This window comes from Mesorhizobium sp. M0145 (assembly GCF_040322355.1).
GTDB lineage: Bacteria > Pseudomonadota > Alphaproteobacteria > Rhizobiales > Rhizobiaceae > Mesorhizobium.
In genome coordinates this window covers 72,075-88,885 of the sequence record NZ_JAMYTK010000017.1, presented here as the reverse complement: position 1 = coordinate 88,885, position 16,811 = coordinate 72,075, and the positions used below count along the sequence as shown (strand labels likewise).

The 16,811-nt window shown below is 62.6% G+C and carries 14 protein-coding genes; 9 read left to right on the top strand and 5 right to left on the bottom strand.

Going from position 1 to position 16,811, the window contains the following annotated elements; all coding sequences use genetic code 11:
• Positions 1-11: 11 nt before the first annotated feature.
• The 3 genes from aroQ to NKJ28_RS22730 all read right to left on the bottom strand — a co-directional run bounded on the left by aroQ (position 12) and on the right by NKJ28_RS22730 (position 2,878).
• Positions 12-446: a type II 3-dehydroquinate dehydratase gene (gene aroQ, locus NKJ28_RS22740; RefSeq protein WP_352636992.1), complete on the bottom strand. Its 435-nt coding sequence runs from the start codon at positions 444-446 to the stop codon at positions 12-14.
• Positions 447-609: 163 nt separating this feature from the next.
• The gene (locus NKJ28_RS22735) at positions 610-1,413 is read right to left on the bottom strand and encodes a DsbA family protein (protein ID WP_352636991.1); all 804 of its coding nucleotides are present in this window, start codon (positions 1,411-1,413) and stop codon (positions 610-612) included.
• Positions 1,414-1,483: 70 nt separating this feature from the next.
• A complete protein-coding gene (locus NKJ28_RS22730) occupies positions 1,484-2,878 on the bottom strand; it encodes a M48 family metalloprotease (RefSeq protein ID WP_352636990.1) in 1,395 nt (464 codons plus the stop codon).
• 145 nt (positions 2,879-3,023) lie between these two features.
• Here NKJ28_RS22730 and NKJ28_RS22725 point away from each other — a divergent pair, with 145 nt between their 5' ends.
• A complete protein-coding gene (locus NKJ28_RS22725) occupies positions 3,024-4,172 on the top strand; it encodes a pyridoxal phosphate-dependent aminotransferase (protein ID WP_352636989.1) in 1,149 nt (382 codons plus the stop codon).
• An 11-nt stretch (positions 4,173-4,183) separates the two neighbouring features.
• A complete protein-coding gene (locus NKJ28_RS22720; RefSeq protein ID WP_352636988.1) occupies positions 4,184-5,131 on the top strand; it encodes a glutaminase in 948 nt (315 codons plus the stop codon).
• Between the two features lie 198 nt (positions 5,132-5,329).
• On the opposite strand, the gene NKJ28_RS22715 is transcribed toward NKJ28_RS22720, so the two are convergent.
• Positions 5,330-8,314 (bottom strand): Rne/Rng family ribonuclease, encoded by a 2,985-nt coding sequence (locus tag NKJ28_RS22715; RefSeq protein WP_352636987.1) that lies wholly within the window; start codon positions 8,312-8,314, stop codon positions 5,330-5,332.
• Between the two features lie 666 nt (positions 8,315-8,980).
• On the opposite strand from NKJ28_RS22715, the gene NKJ28_RS22710 reads away from it, so the two are divergent.
• The 7 genes from NKJ28_RS22710 to NKJ28_RS22680 all read left to right on the top strand — a co-directional run bounded on the left by NKJ28_RS22710 (position 8,981) and on the right by NKJ28_RS22680 (position 16,407).
• The gene (locus tag NKJ28_RS22710; protein ID WP_352636986.1) at positions 8,981-10,243 is read left to right on the top strand and encodes an N-acetylmuramoyl-L-alanine amidase; all 1,263 of its coding nucleotides are present in this window, start codon (positions 8,981-8,983) and stop codon (positions 10,241-10,243) included.
• Between the two features lies 1 nt (position 10,244).
• Entirely contained in the window at positions 10,245-10,427 is a 183-nt protein-coding gene (locus tag NKJ28_RS22705) for a hypothetical protein (protein WP_352457449.1), read from the top strand.
• 30 nt (positions 10,428-10,457) lie between these two features.
• Complete coding sequence (locus NKJ28_RS22700) at positions 10,458-12,914, top strand: penicillin-binding protein 1A (RefSeq protein WP_023679927.1); 2,457 nt, start codon at positions 10,458-10,460, stop codon at positions 12,912-12,914.
• A gap of 133 nt (positions 12,915-13,047) precedes the next feature.
• A protein-coding gene (gene prfB, locus NKJ28_RS22695; RefSeq protein ID WP_156937454.1) for a peptide chain release factor 2 occupies positions 13,048-14,179 on the top strand; the annotation gives its coding sequence in 2 pieces (ribosomal slippage) (positions 13,048-13,113 and positions 13,115-14,179; 1,131 coding nt in all).
• A 473-nt stretch (positions 14,180-14,652) separates the two neighbouring features.
• Positions 14,653-15,039, top strand: coding sequence for a hypothetical protein (locus NKJ28_RS22690; RefSeq protein WP_031212810.1), 387 nt, complete (start codon positions 14,653-14,655; stop codon positions 15,037-15,039).
• Positions 15,040-15,216: 177 nt separating this feature from the next.
• Entirely contained in the window at positions 15,217-15,585 is a 369-nt protein-coding gene (locus NKJ28_RS22685; RefSeq protein WP_023679923.1) for a GFA family protein, read from the top strand.
• Positions 15,586-15,759: 174 nt separating this feature from the next.
• Positions 15,760-16,407, top strand: coding sequence for a YiaD family glycine zipper/OmpA-like lipoprotein (locus NKJ28_RS22680; RefSeq protein WP_023679922.1), 648 nt, complete (start codon positions 15,760-15,762; stop codon positions 16,405-16,407).
• A gap of 90 nt (positions 16,408-16,497) precedes the next feature.
• Here NKJ28_RS22680 and NKJ28_RS22675 read toward each other — a convergent pair whose 3' ends face one another.
• Positions 16,498-16,770, bottom strand: coding sequence for a DUF2798 domain-containing protein (locus NKJ28_RS22675; protein WP_023679921.1), 273 nt, complete (start codon positions 16,768-16,770; stop codon positions 16,498-16,500).
• Between the last annotated feature and the right edge of the window lie 41 nt (positions 16,771-16,811).

Sequence of the window (16,811 nt, the reverse complement as noted above, 5' to 3'; positions counted from 1 at the left end):
TTGTTGGCCGGTCATAGGCGTGCAGCCAGCGCCTGCAGCGCCAGCGTGTAGCCGAGCGGCCCGAACCCGCAGATCATGCCGACGGCGACCGGCGCGACCATGGAGACGTGGCGGAATGGTTCTCGCGCGTGGATGTTGGAGAGATGCACCTCAGCGACCGGCAGCGGCGCGACAGCGCGGATGGCATCGTGAATGGCGATCGAGGTATGGCCGTAGGCGCCCGGATTGATGACGATCGCGGCGGCCTTGTCGGCGGCCTCCTGGATCCAGTCGACGAGGTCGCCCTCATGGTTCGACTGGCGGAAATCGATCTCCAGCCCAAGTGCGGCACCTGCCTGCTTGCAGTCGTCGGCGATCGCGGCAAGCGTCTTGCCGCCATAGATGCCTGCCTCGCGCTTGCCGAGCGCGTTGAGATTGGGGCCGTTCAGGACGAAAACCGTTTTCAAAATATGCCGACCTTTCCCGGCGCGGCTAAGCCGGCGCGCCGGACCCTCTATAATGGGCATAGACGCTGGCGAAAAGAGCGCAAGTGCGTTCTTTCGCCGTCCACAACAGCCGGAAAACGGCCCGTGCCGGAAACCCGCAGCCTAATCGAAACCCGAATGCTGATCAGAGCGCGGCCTTCGCCGCCTCGATCTTTTCGGCCAGCACTTCCTGGCCAAGCGCGCCGAACACCACCTCGTTGCCGACGACATAGGACGGCGTTCCGGTGATGGCGAGCTTGGTGGCGAGGTCATAGGTCTTGGAGAAGGCCTCGGTGATGCTCGGGTCCTTCATCTTTTCGCGCAGCGCCGCCTCGTCGGCGCCGAGCGACAGCGCCACCTTGATTGCCGCCGCCTCGGTGGCGCGCCCCTGGCCGCCGAGCAGCGCATTGTGGAATTCGCCGTATTTCTCCGGCTTCATCAAATGGAAGGCCATCGAGACGACGCTCGCCTTCTGCGAATCCGGGCCGAGGATCGGGAACTCCTTGAGTACGAAGCGCAGGTCCGGATCGGCCTTGGTCAGCGCGCGCATGTCGTCGATGGCGCGTTTGCAGTAGCCGCAATTATAATCATAGAATTCGACGATGGTGACCTTGCCGTTCGGATTGCCGACAACACCGTCGAATGAGGAATTGAAGATCTGGTCCTTGGCGTCTTTGATGACGCCGAGACTGGCGACGCGCTGTTCTTCCTTCTGCTTGGCCTCGAGTGCCTGCTGGGCCTCCAGAAGCACTTCCGGGTTCTTCAGCAGATAGTCGCGGACGATGCCTTCGACTTCGGCACGGTCGAGCTTGGTACCCGAGGACGCCGTCTGGGCAAGCTGCGCCGTGCCGGCCTTCGCCGTCTGCGGATTGCCGGCGACGAAGCCGAACGCCAGCATGGCGAGAGCCGCTGCCACTCCGGTAGTGCCCAGCAGAATTGCCTTGGTCATGATCCTCGATCCTCTTGCCTGTGTTTGGGTCCGCCCGGTTTGGCTGTGTCGCAGCCTGCGTCGGAAAGGTTCACTTCTTCTTACCTGATGGTGCGTAGTTTATAATGTCCTGCGCGCGAAGCCAGCCCGGCTCGCCCCGCTTCATGCTCTGCTGCGCCCGCATGGCGAATATCTTCGCATTCTTGTAGTCGCCGGAATAGAAATGCCCTTCGGCGGTTGCAAGCTCGGCGGCCGGGATGTTGCCGAGTTCCCCGTAGGCCTGTGCCAGATAGCGGTATCCGGCGGCGTTTTCGCGATCCCGTCCGAGGCCGGTGTTGATCTGCGCCACCGCCTTCTTCAGCGAATCCTGCGTGCCGATCGCCATCAGCGCCTGGCCGTAAGAGACCGGCAGCAGCCCCGATCGCGCCGGATCGAGGCTGACCGACTTGGCATAGGCGTCCGCCGCATCCTTCGGCCGGTTCGCCTTCATCAGGATGTCGCCGCGTAATTCCTGGAAATAGGGATTTTTCGGCTGTTCCTTGATCAACGCGTTGGTCTTGGTGAGCGCCGACGCCAGATTGCCGAAAAGATAGGTCATCTGCGCGTCGCCATAGCGTGAGGCAAGGCTGCCGGGGTTCTTGCGCATCAATCGCGACGCCGCCGCCTGGCCCTGCATGTAGGCGGCGATCTTGATGCGCATCATGTCGTGGCGCTGCTGCAGTGCCGGCGGGTCGACCTTGTCGACGTAAGGGCTCTGCTTCACCAGCACTTCGAGATTGGCGATACGCTCCTGCGGCATCGGATGGCTGATCCTGTAGGGATCGACTTGCGCGCCCGAGAGCGACAATGCGTTCTGGAAGCGGCCAAACGTCTTCAGCATGCCCATGCCGGACTGGCCGGTTGCATTGAGATAGGTGATCGCCGAACGGTCGGCGGTCATCTCTTCGGTGCGCTGATAAGCGAGGATACTGCGTTGCGCCATCTCGCCGCCGCCGGCCATCACGCCCATGCCGGCGCCGGCGAGACCGCGGCTGTTGCTGGTGGCGCCGGCCACCATGGCGCCGGCGCCAAGCAGCGTCGCCAGGATCGCCATCGTCTTGGCGCGCTCGAGCTGTTCTCGCAATTTCTGCTGGTGTCCGCCGGCGATATGGCCGGCCTCGTGGGCAATGACGCCAATGATCTCGTTGGGCGTTTCGGCCGTCATCAGCGCGCCGGTGTTGATGAACAGGCGGCGGCCGGCAACAAAGGCGTTGAAGCTCTGGTCGTTGACCAGCACGATGTTGATGGCGTCGCCCGACAAGCCCGCCGCCTTGAAGATCGGCCGCGCGTAATCGCGCACCAGCGCCTCGATCTCGGCATCGCGCACAACCGGCACATTCTGCGCAAAGGCATTGACCGAGCCGGCCATGGCGACCACCGCGGCGAGCGAAAGCGTCGCGAGGGCGCGCGCTGTCCTGGCGATCGTCGATTTGGGTCGGCTCAACATGGCAGGTCCACTGGTAGACGAGTGGGCGAAGGATGAAAAGTCGGCAGCCTAAACTTACCGAACTTGTGATCCCCACACCAATCGGGCATTTGTGCGGCGCGGCCAGCATGGCCGGCACGTGCGGACAAGTGTGGTGGATTGAAAAATGGTTGTTTCGCTTTCGCGCCGCGGCGCGGTCGAACCGTTCCATGCCATGGACATCCTGGCCGAGGCGAATCGGCTGAAAGCCAAGGGCCTGCCGGTCGTTTCTATGGCCGTCGGCCAGCCTTCCGATCCGGCGCCGGCCGGGGTTCGCGAAGCGGCGGCCAATGCCTTGAAAGCAGGCCGCATCGGCTATACCGACGCGCTGGGCATCGCCGGTCTGCGCAAGGCGATCGCGGCGCATTATGGCGAGCACTACGGGCTTGACGTTTCGCCCGAGCGGATAGCCGTCACCACCGGATCGTCGGCTGCCTTCAACCTCGCTTTCCTGGCAATGTTCGATCCAGGCGACCGCGTCGCCATCGCTGCGCCCGGATATCCTGCCTATCGCAACATCATGGCCGCGCTCGGCATCGACATCGCCGAGATCGAGTTGGACGGCGCCGCCTATCTGCATGCCGAGCACCTGCAAGCCGCGCATCGCGAAAAACCGCTGAAGGGCGTGCTGTTCGCCAGCCCGGCCAACCCGACCGGCGCGGTCATCCCCGCCGGCGATCTCGAGGCGCTGGTCGAGACGGCGCAAGAGCTCGGCATCGCCGTCATCTCGGACGAAATCTACCACCGGCTGGCCTATGCGGCGCCCGACACGACGGCGCTTTCTTTCGGCGCGGATGTGACGGTGATCAATTCCTTCTCGAAATATTATTGCATGACCGGCTGGCGCATCGGCTGGATGGTGCTGCCGCAGGAACTGGTGCGGCCAGTCGAGCGCATCGCCCAGAGCCTCTACATCTCGCCGCCCGAACTGTCCCAGATTGCCGCGATCGAGGCATTCAAGGCGACGCCAGAGCTGGAAGCGGTGAAGGCGCGCTATGCCTGGAACCGCGAGCTCCTGATGCAACGCCTGCCGGAGCTCGGCTTTGCTTTGGCCGCGCCCATGGACGGCGCGTTCTACGCCTTCTGCGACGTCACCAGGCACACCAATGACAGCATGGCGTTTGCGCGCCGGATGCTTGCCGAGGCGCATGTGGCTGCGACGCCGGGCCGCGATTTCGACCCGCTGCAAGGCCATCGCACGATGCGCTTTTCCTATGCCGGCAGCCACGACGACATGGTCGAGGCGATGGCGCGTATCGAACGCTGGCTGAAGTAGCGGGGGCGACGATGCCGGAGCTTGAACAGGCGCCCCAACTCGAACATGCGTTGCGCGAGGTCGCTGCCGAAATGGCGGAGCGTACCGATCGCGGCGACGTCGCCAGCTATATCCCCCAGCTCGGCAAGATCGATCCGAAAAAATTCGGCATTGCCGCGGTGACCAATGACGGCCGCATGCTGACCGCAGGCGATGCCGACGAGGCGTTTTCGATCCAGAGCATCTCAAAGGTGTTCACGCTGACGCTGGCGCTCGGCAATGTCGGCGACGCGCTGTGGCAGCGGGTTGGGCGCGAACCTTCGGGCAATCCGTTCAACTCGATCGTCCAGCTCGAGCACGAGAACGGCATTCCGCGCAATCCATTCATCAATGCCGGCGCCATCGTGGTCTCGGACATCCTGCTTGCCGGCCATCAGCCGCGCGAGGCGATCGGCGAGATCCTGCGCTTCATCCAGTTCCTGGCCGATGACGACACCATCATCATCGACCGCGAGGTCGCGGCGTCCGAACGCGCCACCGGCTTTCGCAATTTCGCGCTTGCCAATTACATGAAATCGTTCGGTAATCTCAATCACGCGCCGGAACTGGCGCTGGGCGTCTATTTCCACCATTGCGCTATCGCCATGAGCTGCCGGCAACTGGCCCTGGCCGGCCGCTTCCTTGCCAATGGCGGCAACAACCCGGCGACCGGGCATTCCGTCGTCTCGGCAGAGCGCGCCCGCCGCATCGGCGCGATGATGCTGACCTGCGGCCACTATGACGGCTCCGGCGACTTCGCTTTCCGCGTCGGCATTCCCGGCAAGAGCGGCGTTGGCGGCGGCATATTGGGGATCGTGCCGGGCGTCGCCTCGCTTGCCGTCTGGTCCCCTGGCCTTAATGCCAACGGCAATTCCAGGCTGGGCTCGATCGCGTTGGAAAAACTGGCGAAGACGATGAACTGGTCGATCTTCGCGCCATAAGCATTTTGCAGCCAAATGGAACCATTTGGCGTCCGCACAAATGCGGCAAAACAAACAGTGAGCGGAATGCCCCATTCAATTTGAATACATTCCGCTCTGGTGCCTGTCGCCTGAATTGGGGCAAAAAAATCCCGCGCAGCCGATCGGCAGCGCGGGATTTTTTTTTAATCAGAAAGTCTGGCTAATGCACGGAAAAGCTTAGAAAAAGCCCTTCCGTTGCCACCAGCCGGCACGCTTCGGCTTGTCCTCGGTCTTTGCCTCGTCGGTCTTTGCCTCGTCCGGGACGATCGAGGAGACGACCGGCACGACCGGAGCATCCACCGGTGCGGGTTTGCGCCGCGACGGCCGGACCTTCGGCGTTTCCTTGGCAGCCGCCGCTTCGGTCTCCTGCGGAACCGGCGTGGGGGTCTCGCCGGAAGCCACTGAGGCGGCCTCGGCGGCCGATGTTTCGGCGCCCGCAATCTCGGCAACTGCATCCGCCGCAACCTTCTTCGGCTTGGCGGTACGGCGCGGCTTCTTCGGCTTTTCGGCGCTCGGCATGTCGTCGTTCGCCGGAGCGAGCACCGCAAGCTCTTCGGCCGGCGGCGCACCTTCCGGCTCGCCGGTTACGGGCTCTGCTTCCGACACGGCACCTTCCGTCATGGCGGCTGGCTCGCCGGGGGCAGCCTCCAAGCCGTCCTCGCCGTCCTCACGGCGATTGCGCTTGCCGCCGCGCTTGCCGCGCCGGCGCTTCTTGCCGTGACCGTCGTCCGCCGCTTCCGCCGTTTCGGCAACACCGGCCGGCGTTTCACGTTCCGCTTCGGCGCCTTGATCGCCGGCGGCTACGAAGGCATCGTCTATCGGCTCCGAAACGGAAGCACCTTCCACAGCAGCGCCATGCTCGCGATCGCCATGTTCACGTTCCCCGTGTTCACGATCCCCGTGTTCACGATCCTTGCCGCCGCGCCGTCTGCGGCGCTTGCGGCGCTTGCGATCGCGGCCTTCGCCGTCCTCGCCGGACCTTGGCTGCTGCGGCTGCTGGGCAATGCGTGGCTGCTCGGCCTGCACCGGTGCCTCGTCTTCCTCTTCGATGACGATCTCGTCCTCGGGTTCTTCCGGCTCGACATAGGCCGGGAACGTGCGCGCCTCGACAAAGCCTTCCGGCTTTTCGGCCAGCGCGCCGCGGAAGATGGCATAGTGTTGTGCACCGACCGCGTCATCGGCTTCGATGGTGATGGTCACGCCGAAGCGGTGCTCGAATTCCACCAGCGTGCCGCGCTTGTGATTGAGCACATAGAGCGCGGTCGCCGCCGGCGTCCGCACCGTGATGTGGCTGCGCGAATCCTTGAGCAGGAATTCCTCGATTGCCCGCACCACCATCAGCGCGACCGACGAATCGGAGCGCACATGGCCGGTGCCGCCGCAATGCGGGCAAGGCTTCATGGTCGATTCCAGCACGCTGGCACGGATGCGCTGGCGTGACATCTCCATCAGGCCGAAATGCGAGATGCGGCCGACCTGGATGCGGGCACGATCGTTCTTGAGGTGATCCTTCAGCCGCTTCTCGACGGAGCGGTTGTTGCGGTTCTCCTCCATATCGATGAAGTCGATGACGATGAGGCCGGCGAGATCGCGCAGCCTCAATTGCCGGGCGACTTCCTCGGCGGCTTCCAGATTGGTGTGAAGTGCGGTGTCCTCGATCGAGTGCTCCTTGGTGGAACGGCCCGAATTGACGTCGATGGCGACCAGCGCTTCCGTCTGGTTGATGATGATGTAGCCGCCGCTCTTCAGCGTCACCTGCGGCTGCAGCATGCGGTCGAGCTGCGCTTCGATGCCGTTGCGCACAAAGATTGGCGTCGTGTCGCGGAACGGCTGAACCACCTTGGCGTGGCTCGGCATCAGCATGCGCATGAAGTCCTTGGCCTCACGGTAGCCTTCTTCGCCGGAAACCAGGATCTCGTCGATATCCTTGTTGTAGAGGTCGCGCACCGAGCGCTTGATCAGGCTGCCTTCCTCATAGACCAGGGCAGGGGCCGTCGATTGCAGCGTCAGATTGCGAACATTTTCCCAAAGTCGCATCAAATATTCGTAGTCGCGCTTGATCTCTGCCTTGGTGCGGCTTTCGCCGGCCGTACGCAGTATGACACCCATGCCTTGCGGCACTTCGAGATCGGCGACCACTTCCTTCAGCCGCTTGCGGTCCTGCGCATTGGTGATCTTGCGCGAAATCCCGCCGCCGCGCGCCGTGTTCGGCATCAGCACCGAATAGCGGCCGGCCAGTGACAGGTAGGTGGTCAGCGCCGCACCCTTGTTGCCGCGCTCTTCCTTGACGACCTGCACCAGCAGGATCTGCCGGCGCTTGATCACTTCCTGGATCTTGTACTGGCGGCGCACCGGCTTGCGGCGGTTGCGTACTTCTTCGAGCGCGTCTTCGGCGCCGACCGATTCGACCTCGTGATCGTCCGGATGCGAGGATTGCACCTCTTCCAGCATGCCGCGGTCATTGTCTTCGGAGGTTGCTTCGCCGCTTGTCTCGGCCCCGCTTGTCTCGGGCCCGCTTAGCTCGACTTGCGGGACGGCTTCCGAGATTACGTCGGCATCGACGCTGGCAGCGATGGAACTCGATCCGCCTTCGGAAGGCTCGGTCTCGCCGCTATCGGCGACTTCATCGCTCTGCCCGGCGGCACCCTCGCTCTGTCCGGCAATGTCGGACGTGGTATTGTCGGCAACGGCATCCAGCTTTTCTGCGACGGCATCTTCGCCGTTCTCGCCATTCTCACCGTCGGCCGCGCCTGCCTCGCGCCTGTGCTCGCCGCGGTCGCGGCTCTTGCCGCCGCGCCGGCGTCCGCGCTTGCCACGGTCGCGGCTCTGGCGGTCCTCGCCTTCGGCGGCTTCCTCGTCCTCTTCGTCCTGGGCTTCCTGTGCTTCCGCACGCAGCAGCGCCTGACGGTCGGCGACCGGAATCTGGTAGTAGTCGGGATGTATTTCACTGAAGGCGAGGAAACCGTGACGGTTGCCGCCATATTCGACAAAGGCTGCCTGAAGGGAAGGTTCGACGCGCGTTACGCGGGCGAGATAGATATTTCCTTTGAGCTGCTTCTTGTCCTGGGATTCAAAGTCGAATTCTTCAATACGGTTACCGCGAACGACGACAACGCGTGTTTCCTCCGGGTGGGAGGCGTCTATCAGCATTTTGTTGGGCATTATTTCGTTTCCTCCCGGCAGCCGTCGGCCGCAGCTTGCAGGACACTGCCCGCTGCCGTGGACCTGGAACATGGGTGCCGGACAATTGAACGTCCGCCGGCCGCTGCCTGAGCGCCATGGCGGTGCCGCCCGCAGCCGTAGTGGCGCGGTTTGTTGCGGACCTTTCCATGATTGCGCTTGAAGCCATCGTCACCAGCAGAACCTTTTGAACCAAAGCCCGGAAAAAACCGGACCAGCTTGTTTGCTCATACAGAGCCGGCACGGGACAATCCCGGCCGTTTTGCTCACGCAGGCGATTCCCCCGCCACGGGAGCACGCCTGCGAAAATCGTCGCGATCACCGATGCCTTCTTCGCCTGAAGCGAAAGGAGCCGTCTTGCGTCTGACCTGTAGCAGGAAGCTGCGGAGGAGGACGGTTCCAGGATTGCAGTGATCCACCATCGCTTTTATGATTTGGCGGGTTGGAAGGCAACCCCGATTCCCGATGCCGGCAAAAAGCCGTTCCGCAGCGGAAGCCCCGGTCCCAAGCCTTCCATGAAAAGGCTTGGTTAACCTTCTCTGGATACCAATCGTTAATCGAGTTCGCGGCCTGCCAGAACTTTGACAAGCAATAAGGCACTTCGACAAGCGATCGGGCATGACGCCAAAGGGAGCGATTGGTAGAAAGATGGGACTGGCAGGCTTCGCAGACAAGGGCCGTCATCATGGAGGCTGGTTCTTCCGCACCGCCTGCCTGCTGCCGCTGATCCTGGCTTGCCTGGTCTTTTCGCCGCTTTCGCGTGCTGCCGACGTACCGCTCGGCGCCATAAGCTACAAGATGGCCGGCGATGCCACCAAGATGCGCATCGTCATCAATTTCGACCGCGAGCCCGACATCAAATGGTTCCTGCTGCGCGGCCCCAATCGCCTGGTCATCGATCTCCCGGCCACGAGATTCGCCCTCAATGCCAAGGATATGAAGCCGCGCGGGCTTGTCCGCGCCGTGCGTTACGGCGGACTCGGCGAGGGGAAATCGCGGCTGATTCTCACCGGCAAGGGACCGTTCGCCGTCGACAATCTCGACGTGCTCAAGAACGATGACGGCAACGGCTACCGCATCGCCATCGACATGTCGGCGGCCTCGCAGCGGGAATTCGACGCAGCGCTCGCCAATCAGGCGCTGACCACCGGTTCGACGGTCTCCGCCGACAAGGCCGGCAGGGTCGGTACCGGGCCGGTCTCCAATCCGGGCCATCGTTTCACCGTCGTCATCGATCCCGGCCATGGCGGCATCGACGGCGGCGCCGAGGGCCTGAACGGGACGGTCGAGAAGAACGTGACGCTCGCCTTCGCCATGGAACTGCGCGACAAGCTCGCCGCCGGCGGCAAATACGACGTGTTCCTGACACGTGAGACCGACGTGTTCCTGCGGCTCGACGACCGCGTGCGCATTGCCCGCCAGCATGAGGCCGACCTGCTCATCTCGATCCATGCCGACACGATCAGCCTCAAGGGCATTCGCGGCGCAACGGTCTACACCGTGTCCGACAAGGCTTCCGATCCCGAGGCGCAGGCGCTTGCCGACCGTGAAAATCTTTCCGACCAGTTCGCCGGCATGGAGATCAAGGACGACAGCAAGGAAGTGACCGATATCCTGATCGACCTGATCCGCCGCGAGACGCATAATTTTTCGATGAGCTTCGCCCATACTCTCGTCGGACAGCTTTCCACCAGCGTCGGTCTGATCAACAACCCGCAGCGTTCTGCCGGCTTCAAGGTGCTGAAGGCGCCGGACGTTCCATCCGTGCTGGTCGAACTCGGCTATCTGTCGAACGCCAAGGACGAAGCGCAATTGCTCAGCGCCGATTGGCGCAACAAGGCGACCCAGAGCATAACCAACGCCGTTGCCCTGTTTGCTTCGGCCAAGAGCGGAACGGGGGCCGGAGGCTGAAATGTCCGCCGGCGCCCACAACCTGAAGCAGCGTTGCACGGCGACAACACCCTGTGCTTTTATTTCCGGCATTCGAAACCGAAATCCCGCGCTGCCGTATTTTGCCCACATGGTCGCGACATGGATTTTGCGATTACGGTTTGGGATCGTCCCGAAAGCTTGCGTGAAGGGCGGCTTCGTTTAGGAAATTCCCGAACCAAGGACTGGAGCGGGTATGATTCGTCTCATTGGCTATTTCTTCGGCATCGGCACGACGCTGGCCCTTTTGGTCGCGGCGGGCGTGGCGATCTATATCGGCCATTTGTCGAAGGACCTGCCCGATTACGAGGTGCTGGCCAAATACGAGCCGCCGGTGACCACCCGCATCCACGCGTCGGATGGCGCGCTGATGGCCGAATATGCGCGTGAGCGGCGGCTTTATCTGCCGATTCAGGCGATCCCGGACCGTGTCAAGGCGGCCTTCCTGTCGGCCGAGGACAAGAACTTTTACAATCACCCCGGCATCGACGTGACCGGCCTTGGCCGGGCCATTGTCGTCAACCTGCAGAATGTTGGTTCGGGAAAGCGCCAGGTCGGCGCCTCGACCATCACCCAGCAGGTGGCGAAGAACTTCCTGTTGTCTTCAGACCAGACCTACGAGCGCAAGATCAAGGAGATGATCCTCGCCTTCCGCATCGAGCAGGCCTACTCGAAGGATCGCATTCTCGAGCTCTATCTCAACGAGATTTTCTTCGGCTTCGGCGCCTATGGCGTCGCGGGTGCTGCGCTAACCTATTTCGACAAATCGGTGAACGAGCTCACGGTGGCCGAAGCCGCCTATCTCGCCTCTCTGCCGAAGGGGCCGAACAACTACCATCCCTTCAAGCATGCCGATCGCGCCTTGGAGCGCCGCAACTGGGTCATCGACCAGATGGTCGAGAACGGCTACGTCACGCATGAAGAAGGCGAGAAGGCCAAGGCCGAGCCGCTCGGCGTCACGCCGCGCCGCACCGGCAACTATCTCTTCGCCGGGGAGTATTTCACCGAGGAAGTGCGTCGCCAGATCATCGCGCGCTATGGCGAGAATGCGCTCTACGAGGGCGGCCTTTCCGTCCGCACGACGCTCGATCCGAAGATGCAGCTGATTGCCCGCAAGGCCATGCAGAACGGACTTATGAAGTTCGACACGCTGCGCGGCTACCGCGGGCCGGTCACGAGCATCGACGTTTCCGGCGACTGGGGCGTGCCGCTGGGCAACGTCAAGCGGTTGGAGGACGTGCCGGAATGGTCGCTCGCCGTCGTGCTCGACAGCTCGGCCACCGGCCTGTCCATCGGCCTGCAGCCGACGCGCCAGATCTCCGGCGAAATCGTCAAGGACCGCGTCGAAGGCACTGTCAGCAAGGAAGACATGAGCTTCGCCATGCGCCACGTGGTCGACGGCAGGACCGTCAAGGCGAAGTCGCCCGCCGACGTGTTGAAGCCGGGCGACGTGATTTTCGTGCAGAAGAACGACGGCTCGGACAACAGCTACAGCTTGCGCCAGGTTCCCGAAGTGGAAGGCGGCCTGATCGCCATGGACCCGCATACCGGACGCGTCCTGGCCATGGTCGGCGGTTTCTCCTACGCGCAATCGGAGTTCAACCGGGCGACGCAGGCCATGCGCCAGCCGGGATCGTCGTTCAAGCCGATCGTCTATTCGGCCGCCCTCGACAATGGCTATACCCCCGCCTCCGTGATCATGGACGGGCCGATCACCATCCAGAGCGGCAACACGACCTGGACGCCCAAGAACTACGACGGAACGGTGGCCGGCCCGGCGACGTTGCGCTCCGGCATCGAGAAATCGCGCAATCTGATGACGGTGCGGCTTGCCAACGACATGGGCATGAAGCTGGTCGTGGAATATGCCGAGCGTTTCGGCGTCTACGACCACCTGGCGCCGTATCTGCCGATGGCGCTGGGATCCGGCGAGACGACGGTGATGCGCATGGTGTCGGCCTATTCGATCATGGCCAATGGCGGCAAGTCGATCAAGCCGTCGCTGATCGACCGCATCCAGGATCGCTACGGCAAGACCGTCTTTAGGCAGGACGAACGCGGCTGCTCGAACTGCAATGCCGCCGAGTGGCAGGACCAGCCAGAGCCGGAGCTGGTCGACAACTCCGAGCAGGTGCTCGATCCGATGACCGCCTACCAGATCACATCGATGATGGAGGGCGTCGTGCAACGCGGTACCGGCGCCACCATCAACGAGCTTGGCCGTCACATCGCCGGCAAGACCGGAACGACCAACGACGAAAAGGATGCCTGGTTCATCGGCTATACGCCGAACCTCGTTGTCGGCCTCTATATGGGCTACGATCAGCCGAAAGGTCTTGGCAAGGGCGCGACCGGCGGCGGCCTTGCCGCGCCGATCTTCAAGGATTTCATGCGCGTGGCGCTGGATGGCACGCCCAATGTCGACTTCAAGGTTCCGGAAGGCATGAAGCTGATTGCGATCAATCGCAAGACCGGCATGCGAGCCAACGCGGGCGACGCCGGAACCATCACCGAAGCCTTCAAGCCGGGTACCGGTCCCGCCGACAGCTATTGGGTGATCGGCATGGGTGCGGACGGCTCCAACGCCACCGGCGGGGCGCTGTCGCCGCAGGCCAACCAGGCCATCCAGTCGGGCGGCGGCGGGCTCTACTGACAATCGCTACATCGGGTCGGGCCGACTTGACGATGATGGTCGAGCCGGCCCATTCCGCTTTACAGGGGCCGGTGCCGTCCCTATGTATCGCGCCATCAAGCCGCCATTTAGCAACAGGACAGAACAGCCAGCCATGCGCGCGGAAACGCAAAATATTGTCGACGAGATCAGGCAGGCGATAACCCTGCTGAGGAGGCATCTTTGACTGGGATCAAGCCATAAAGCGGCTTGAGTACCTGAATGTCCGTGCCGAGGATTCGAGCCTCTGGAACGAGCCGCTGGAAGCGCAAAAGCTGATGCGCGAGCGTCAGGGCCTCGAGGAAGGTATTGCCGCGGTCAAAGGCCTCACCCAGGCCCTGGAAGACAATATCGGCCTGATCGAGCTTGGCGAGGAAGAGGGCGACGAGGGCGTAATCGCGGAGGCCGAAGCGGCGATCCGCTCGATGCGCGGCGAGGCCAAGGCGCGCCAGATCGAAACGCTGCTGTCGGGCGAGGCTGACGCCAACGATAGCTATCTGGAAGTCCATGCTGGCGCCGGCGGCACCGAAAGCCAGGACTGGGCCTCGATGCTTCTGCGCATGTATACGCGCTGGGCCGAGCGCCGCCGCTTCAAGGTCGAAGTGCTGGAAGTACATGACGGTGAAGAAGCCGGCATCAAGTCCGCCACGCTGCTGATCAAGGGCCACAACGCCTACGGCTGGCTGAAGACCGAATCCGGCGTGCATCGTCTCGTGCGGATTTCGCCCTATGACAGCAATGCGCGCCGCCACACCTCCTTCGCCAGCGTCTGGGTCTATCCCGTCATCGACGATACGATCGACATCGACGTTTCCGAATCCGACGTCCGTATCGACACGTATCGGTCGTCGGGATCGGGCGGCCAGCACGTCAACACCACCGATTCGGCCGTGCGCATAACCCATCTCGCCACCGGCATCGCGGTTGCCTGCCAGGCCGAGCGCTCCCAGCACAAGAACAAGGCCAAGGCCTGGGAAATGCTGCGCTCGCGGCTTTACGAGGAAGAGCTGAAGAAGCGCGAAGCGGTGGCGGACGCCACGGAAGCGTCGAAGAGCGATATCGGCTGGGGCCACCAGATACGGTCCTACGTGCTGCAGCCCTATCAGTTGGTGAAAGATCTGCGCACCGGTGTCGAGAGCACCAGCCCGTCGAGCGTGCTCGACGGCGACCTCGATGATTTCATGGAAGCCTCGCTGTCGCAGCGGATCGAGGGTGGCGCCGGCGAAACGGTGGCCGATATCGACTGAGGCCGCCGGGCACCAATCCGGCAGGAATGTGGGTTCATCACGCGAGAGTTACGGCCATCGTGCGAGAGTGACGAGCTCTCAATTTGCACCTACCTGTCGTTCTACAACTTTGTTTTTCGTAGAGTTTTTCAAAATCGATTTCCGCTTTTGACGCGGATGCCTCGGGCCTGCCGGTGCCAAGCCTGGAACCAGCGCGAGCCAAATCCCGTTATTGGCGATCCCTCTGCCGGGGGTCGACGAGGTTCGTCAACCAGGGCGGCAGGTTGGTTCCGGCTGCAGAGGTCGGCGTTCGATTGCGACAGCAATTCCTTGCGCCAACCAAGGAATCAGCCCAGCATTCATGCGCTGGGGAGGAAAAAAGCATTTATGGCCGGACGCGGCGTATCTGCGACCTGACGATCCGGCCACTGGGAAGACACGTTCCGGGAACGGGCAAGCGAAATGCTTGACAACCGTTGATAGGAACTGCGCTCATGCCTGCTCTCACAACCAGACCGGCCCCAGTCGCCCGCACGGCGCGCCGACTCCTGAATTCACTTGTCGCGGCAGTGGTTTTGATTGCTGCCGCCATTCCATTTGCGGCGCCTGCTCTGGCGCATGATGCCAAGCCGACCGCGGCAATGCCGCAAGGCTGGAGCTATCCGTTCTCCTGCTGCTCGGGCTATGATTGCCGCGAGGTCTCTCAGACATCGATCAGCGAACGTCCCGAGGGCTATGTCATCAAAGGAACCGGGGAAGTCGTGGCCTATAGCGACAAGCGGATCAAGAATTCGCCCGACGGCGAATATCATTGGTGCTCCGTTGCCGGTGCCAATGACGGAAAGACCATCTGCCTGTTCGTGCCCCCATCGTCCTACTAGCGCATGACGCCCAAAAGCTTGCCCACGGGCTGACCCGAGCGTGTGCAGCGGTTTTGGATCGATGGGCCTTCGATCTGTGCATCGCAGGCTCACAGGTCTGCTGACCGGCAGTTGTCAGGAGCGTTTCTTTATGCTGCCTTTGCCGTACGGGGCGGCGGCATTGTGAGGGACCAATTCATGACCATCAAGGCAAGCTGCCACTGCAAGGCGACGACGTTCGAGGTTTCGCAAGCGCCGCAGACAGTGACGCGATGCACCTGTTCCTTCTGTTCGAAACGCGGTTCGTTGTGGGCCTATTACACCCCATCGCAATTCAGACTCACCAGCCCGCCGGAGAATGTTTCGTTCTACCAGTGGGGATCGAAAACCATAAAACACGGTTTTTGCGCCACCTGCGGCTGCGGCACCTTCACCGAGACGCCGGACTGGTCGACAGGCGAGCCGAATTTCGACAATCCGAAGATCAGCGTGAACTCGCGGCTGTTCGACGATTTCGATCTCGACAAGGTCGAAGTGGTGGTCATCGACGGCAAGAATCTCTGGTAGCCGATCGAATTGGGGTGGTCGCGCGAGCCGCTGCAGGCGTGTGGAATTGAGCCGGGGAAAGCCGCGGCAACGGCTTTTGCTGGTCCGTTTTTCGCCGCATTTCATGGTACAAGTCGCTGGAAGGGCTGATGCGGTGCGCCGTTGCGCGACCGTGGAATGGAGAGGGACCACCATATGAAAAAGATTGTGCTCGCCGTCGTGGCGACGGCTGTGCTCGTGAGCGCATGCACCACCGATCCCTACACCGGGGAACAGAAGGTTTCCAACACCGCTGCCGGCGCCGGTCTCGGTGCTTTGGCGGGTGCCGGGCTCGGCATGCTTGCCGGCGGTAACGACCGCCGCAACGCGCTGATCGGCGCGGGCATCGGCGCGCTTGCCGGCGGTGCCATCGGTGCCACCATGGACCAGAACGAGGCCGAACTGCGCCGACAGCTTCAGGGCACCGGCGTCAGCGTCACCCGCACCGGCGACCAGATCATCCTCAATATGCCGTCCGACATCACCTTCAACGTCGACCAGGACGCGGTGAAGGCCGGTTTCTATCCGGTGCTGAATTCGGTTGCCCTTGTGCTGAAAAAGTTCCGGCAGACCACCGTCGACGTGTTCGGCCACACCGACTCGACCGGCGGCGACGAGCACAATTTCGACCTGTCGCAGCGCCGTGCTTTGGCGGTCGCCAACTATCTGTCCGGACAGGGCGTCGATTCCCGCCGCTTCGCCGTCACCGGCTTCGGCAAGACGCGTCCGATCGCCTCCAATGCGACGGCTGCCGGCCGGGCTCAGAACCGCCGCGTCGAGATCCAGCTGTCGCCGCTCACCTGAGGCAAGCACATGAACCGAGAGCGGCCCCGCAAGGGGCCGCTCTAATGGTTATGCCGGACCACCGGCCGCCGGCGCCCTTCGTTCGCGATATCAGGACCGGGCCGGCTGATCGACAATTGCGGCAACGATCCGGCGCACGATCGGAAGCACAATCAGCAGGCTGGGAAACGCAACAAGCCATGAAGCGCCCCACGCATAGCTCCAGGCCGCTATAAACCCGTTCGTCCAGCCTGCGCCGATTGCCGTCGAAACCGCCGAGACAATCGAGGACATCAGAATCGAAAGAACCAACGGCATCACCACCGCGCCGTAGGAGGGCGGCAGCTTTCTCAACTTGAAGGCTCGGTCCGGTGATGCTTGCATCGAAATCTCCTAATAAAAAAATATGCGTAGGCGCTATTGTG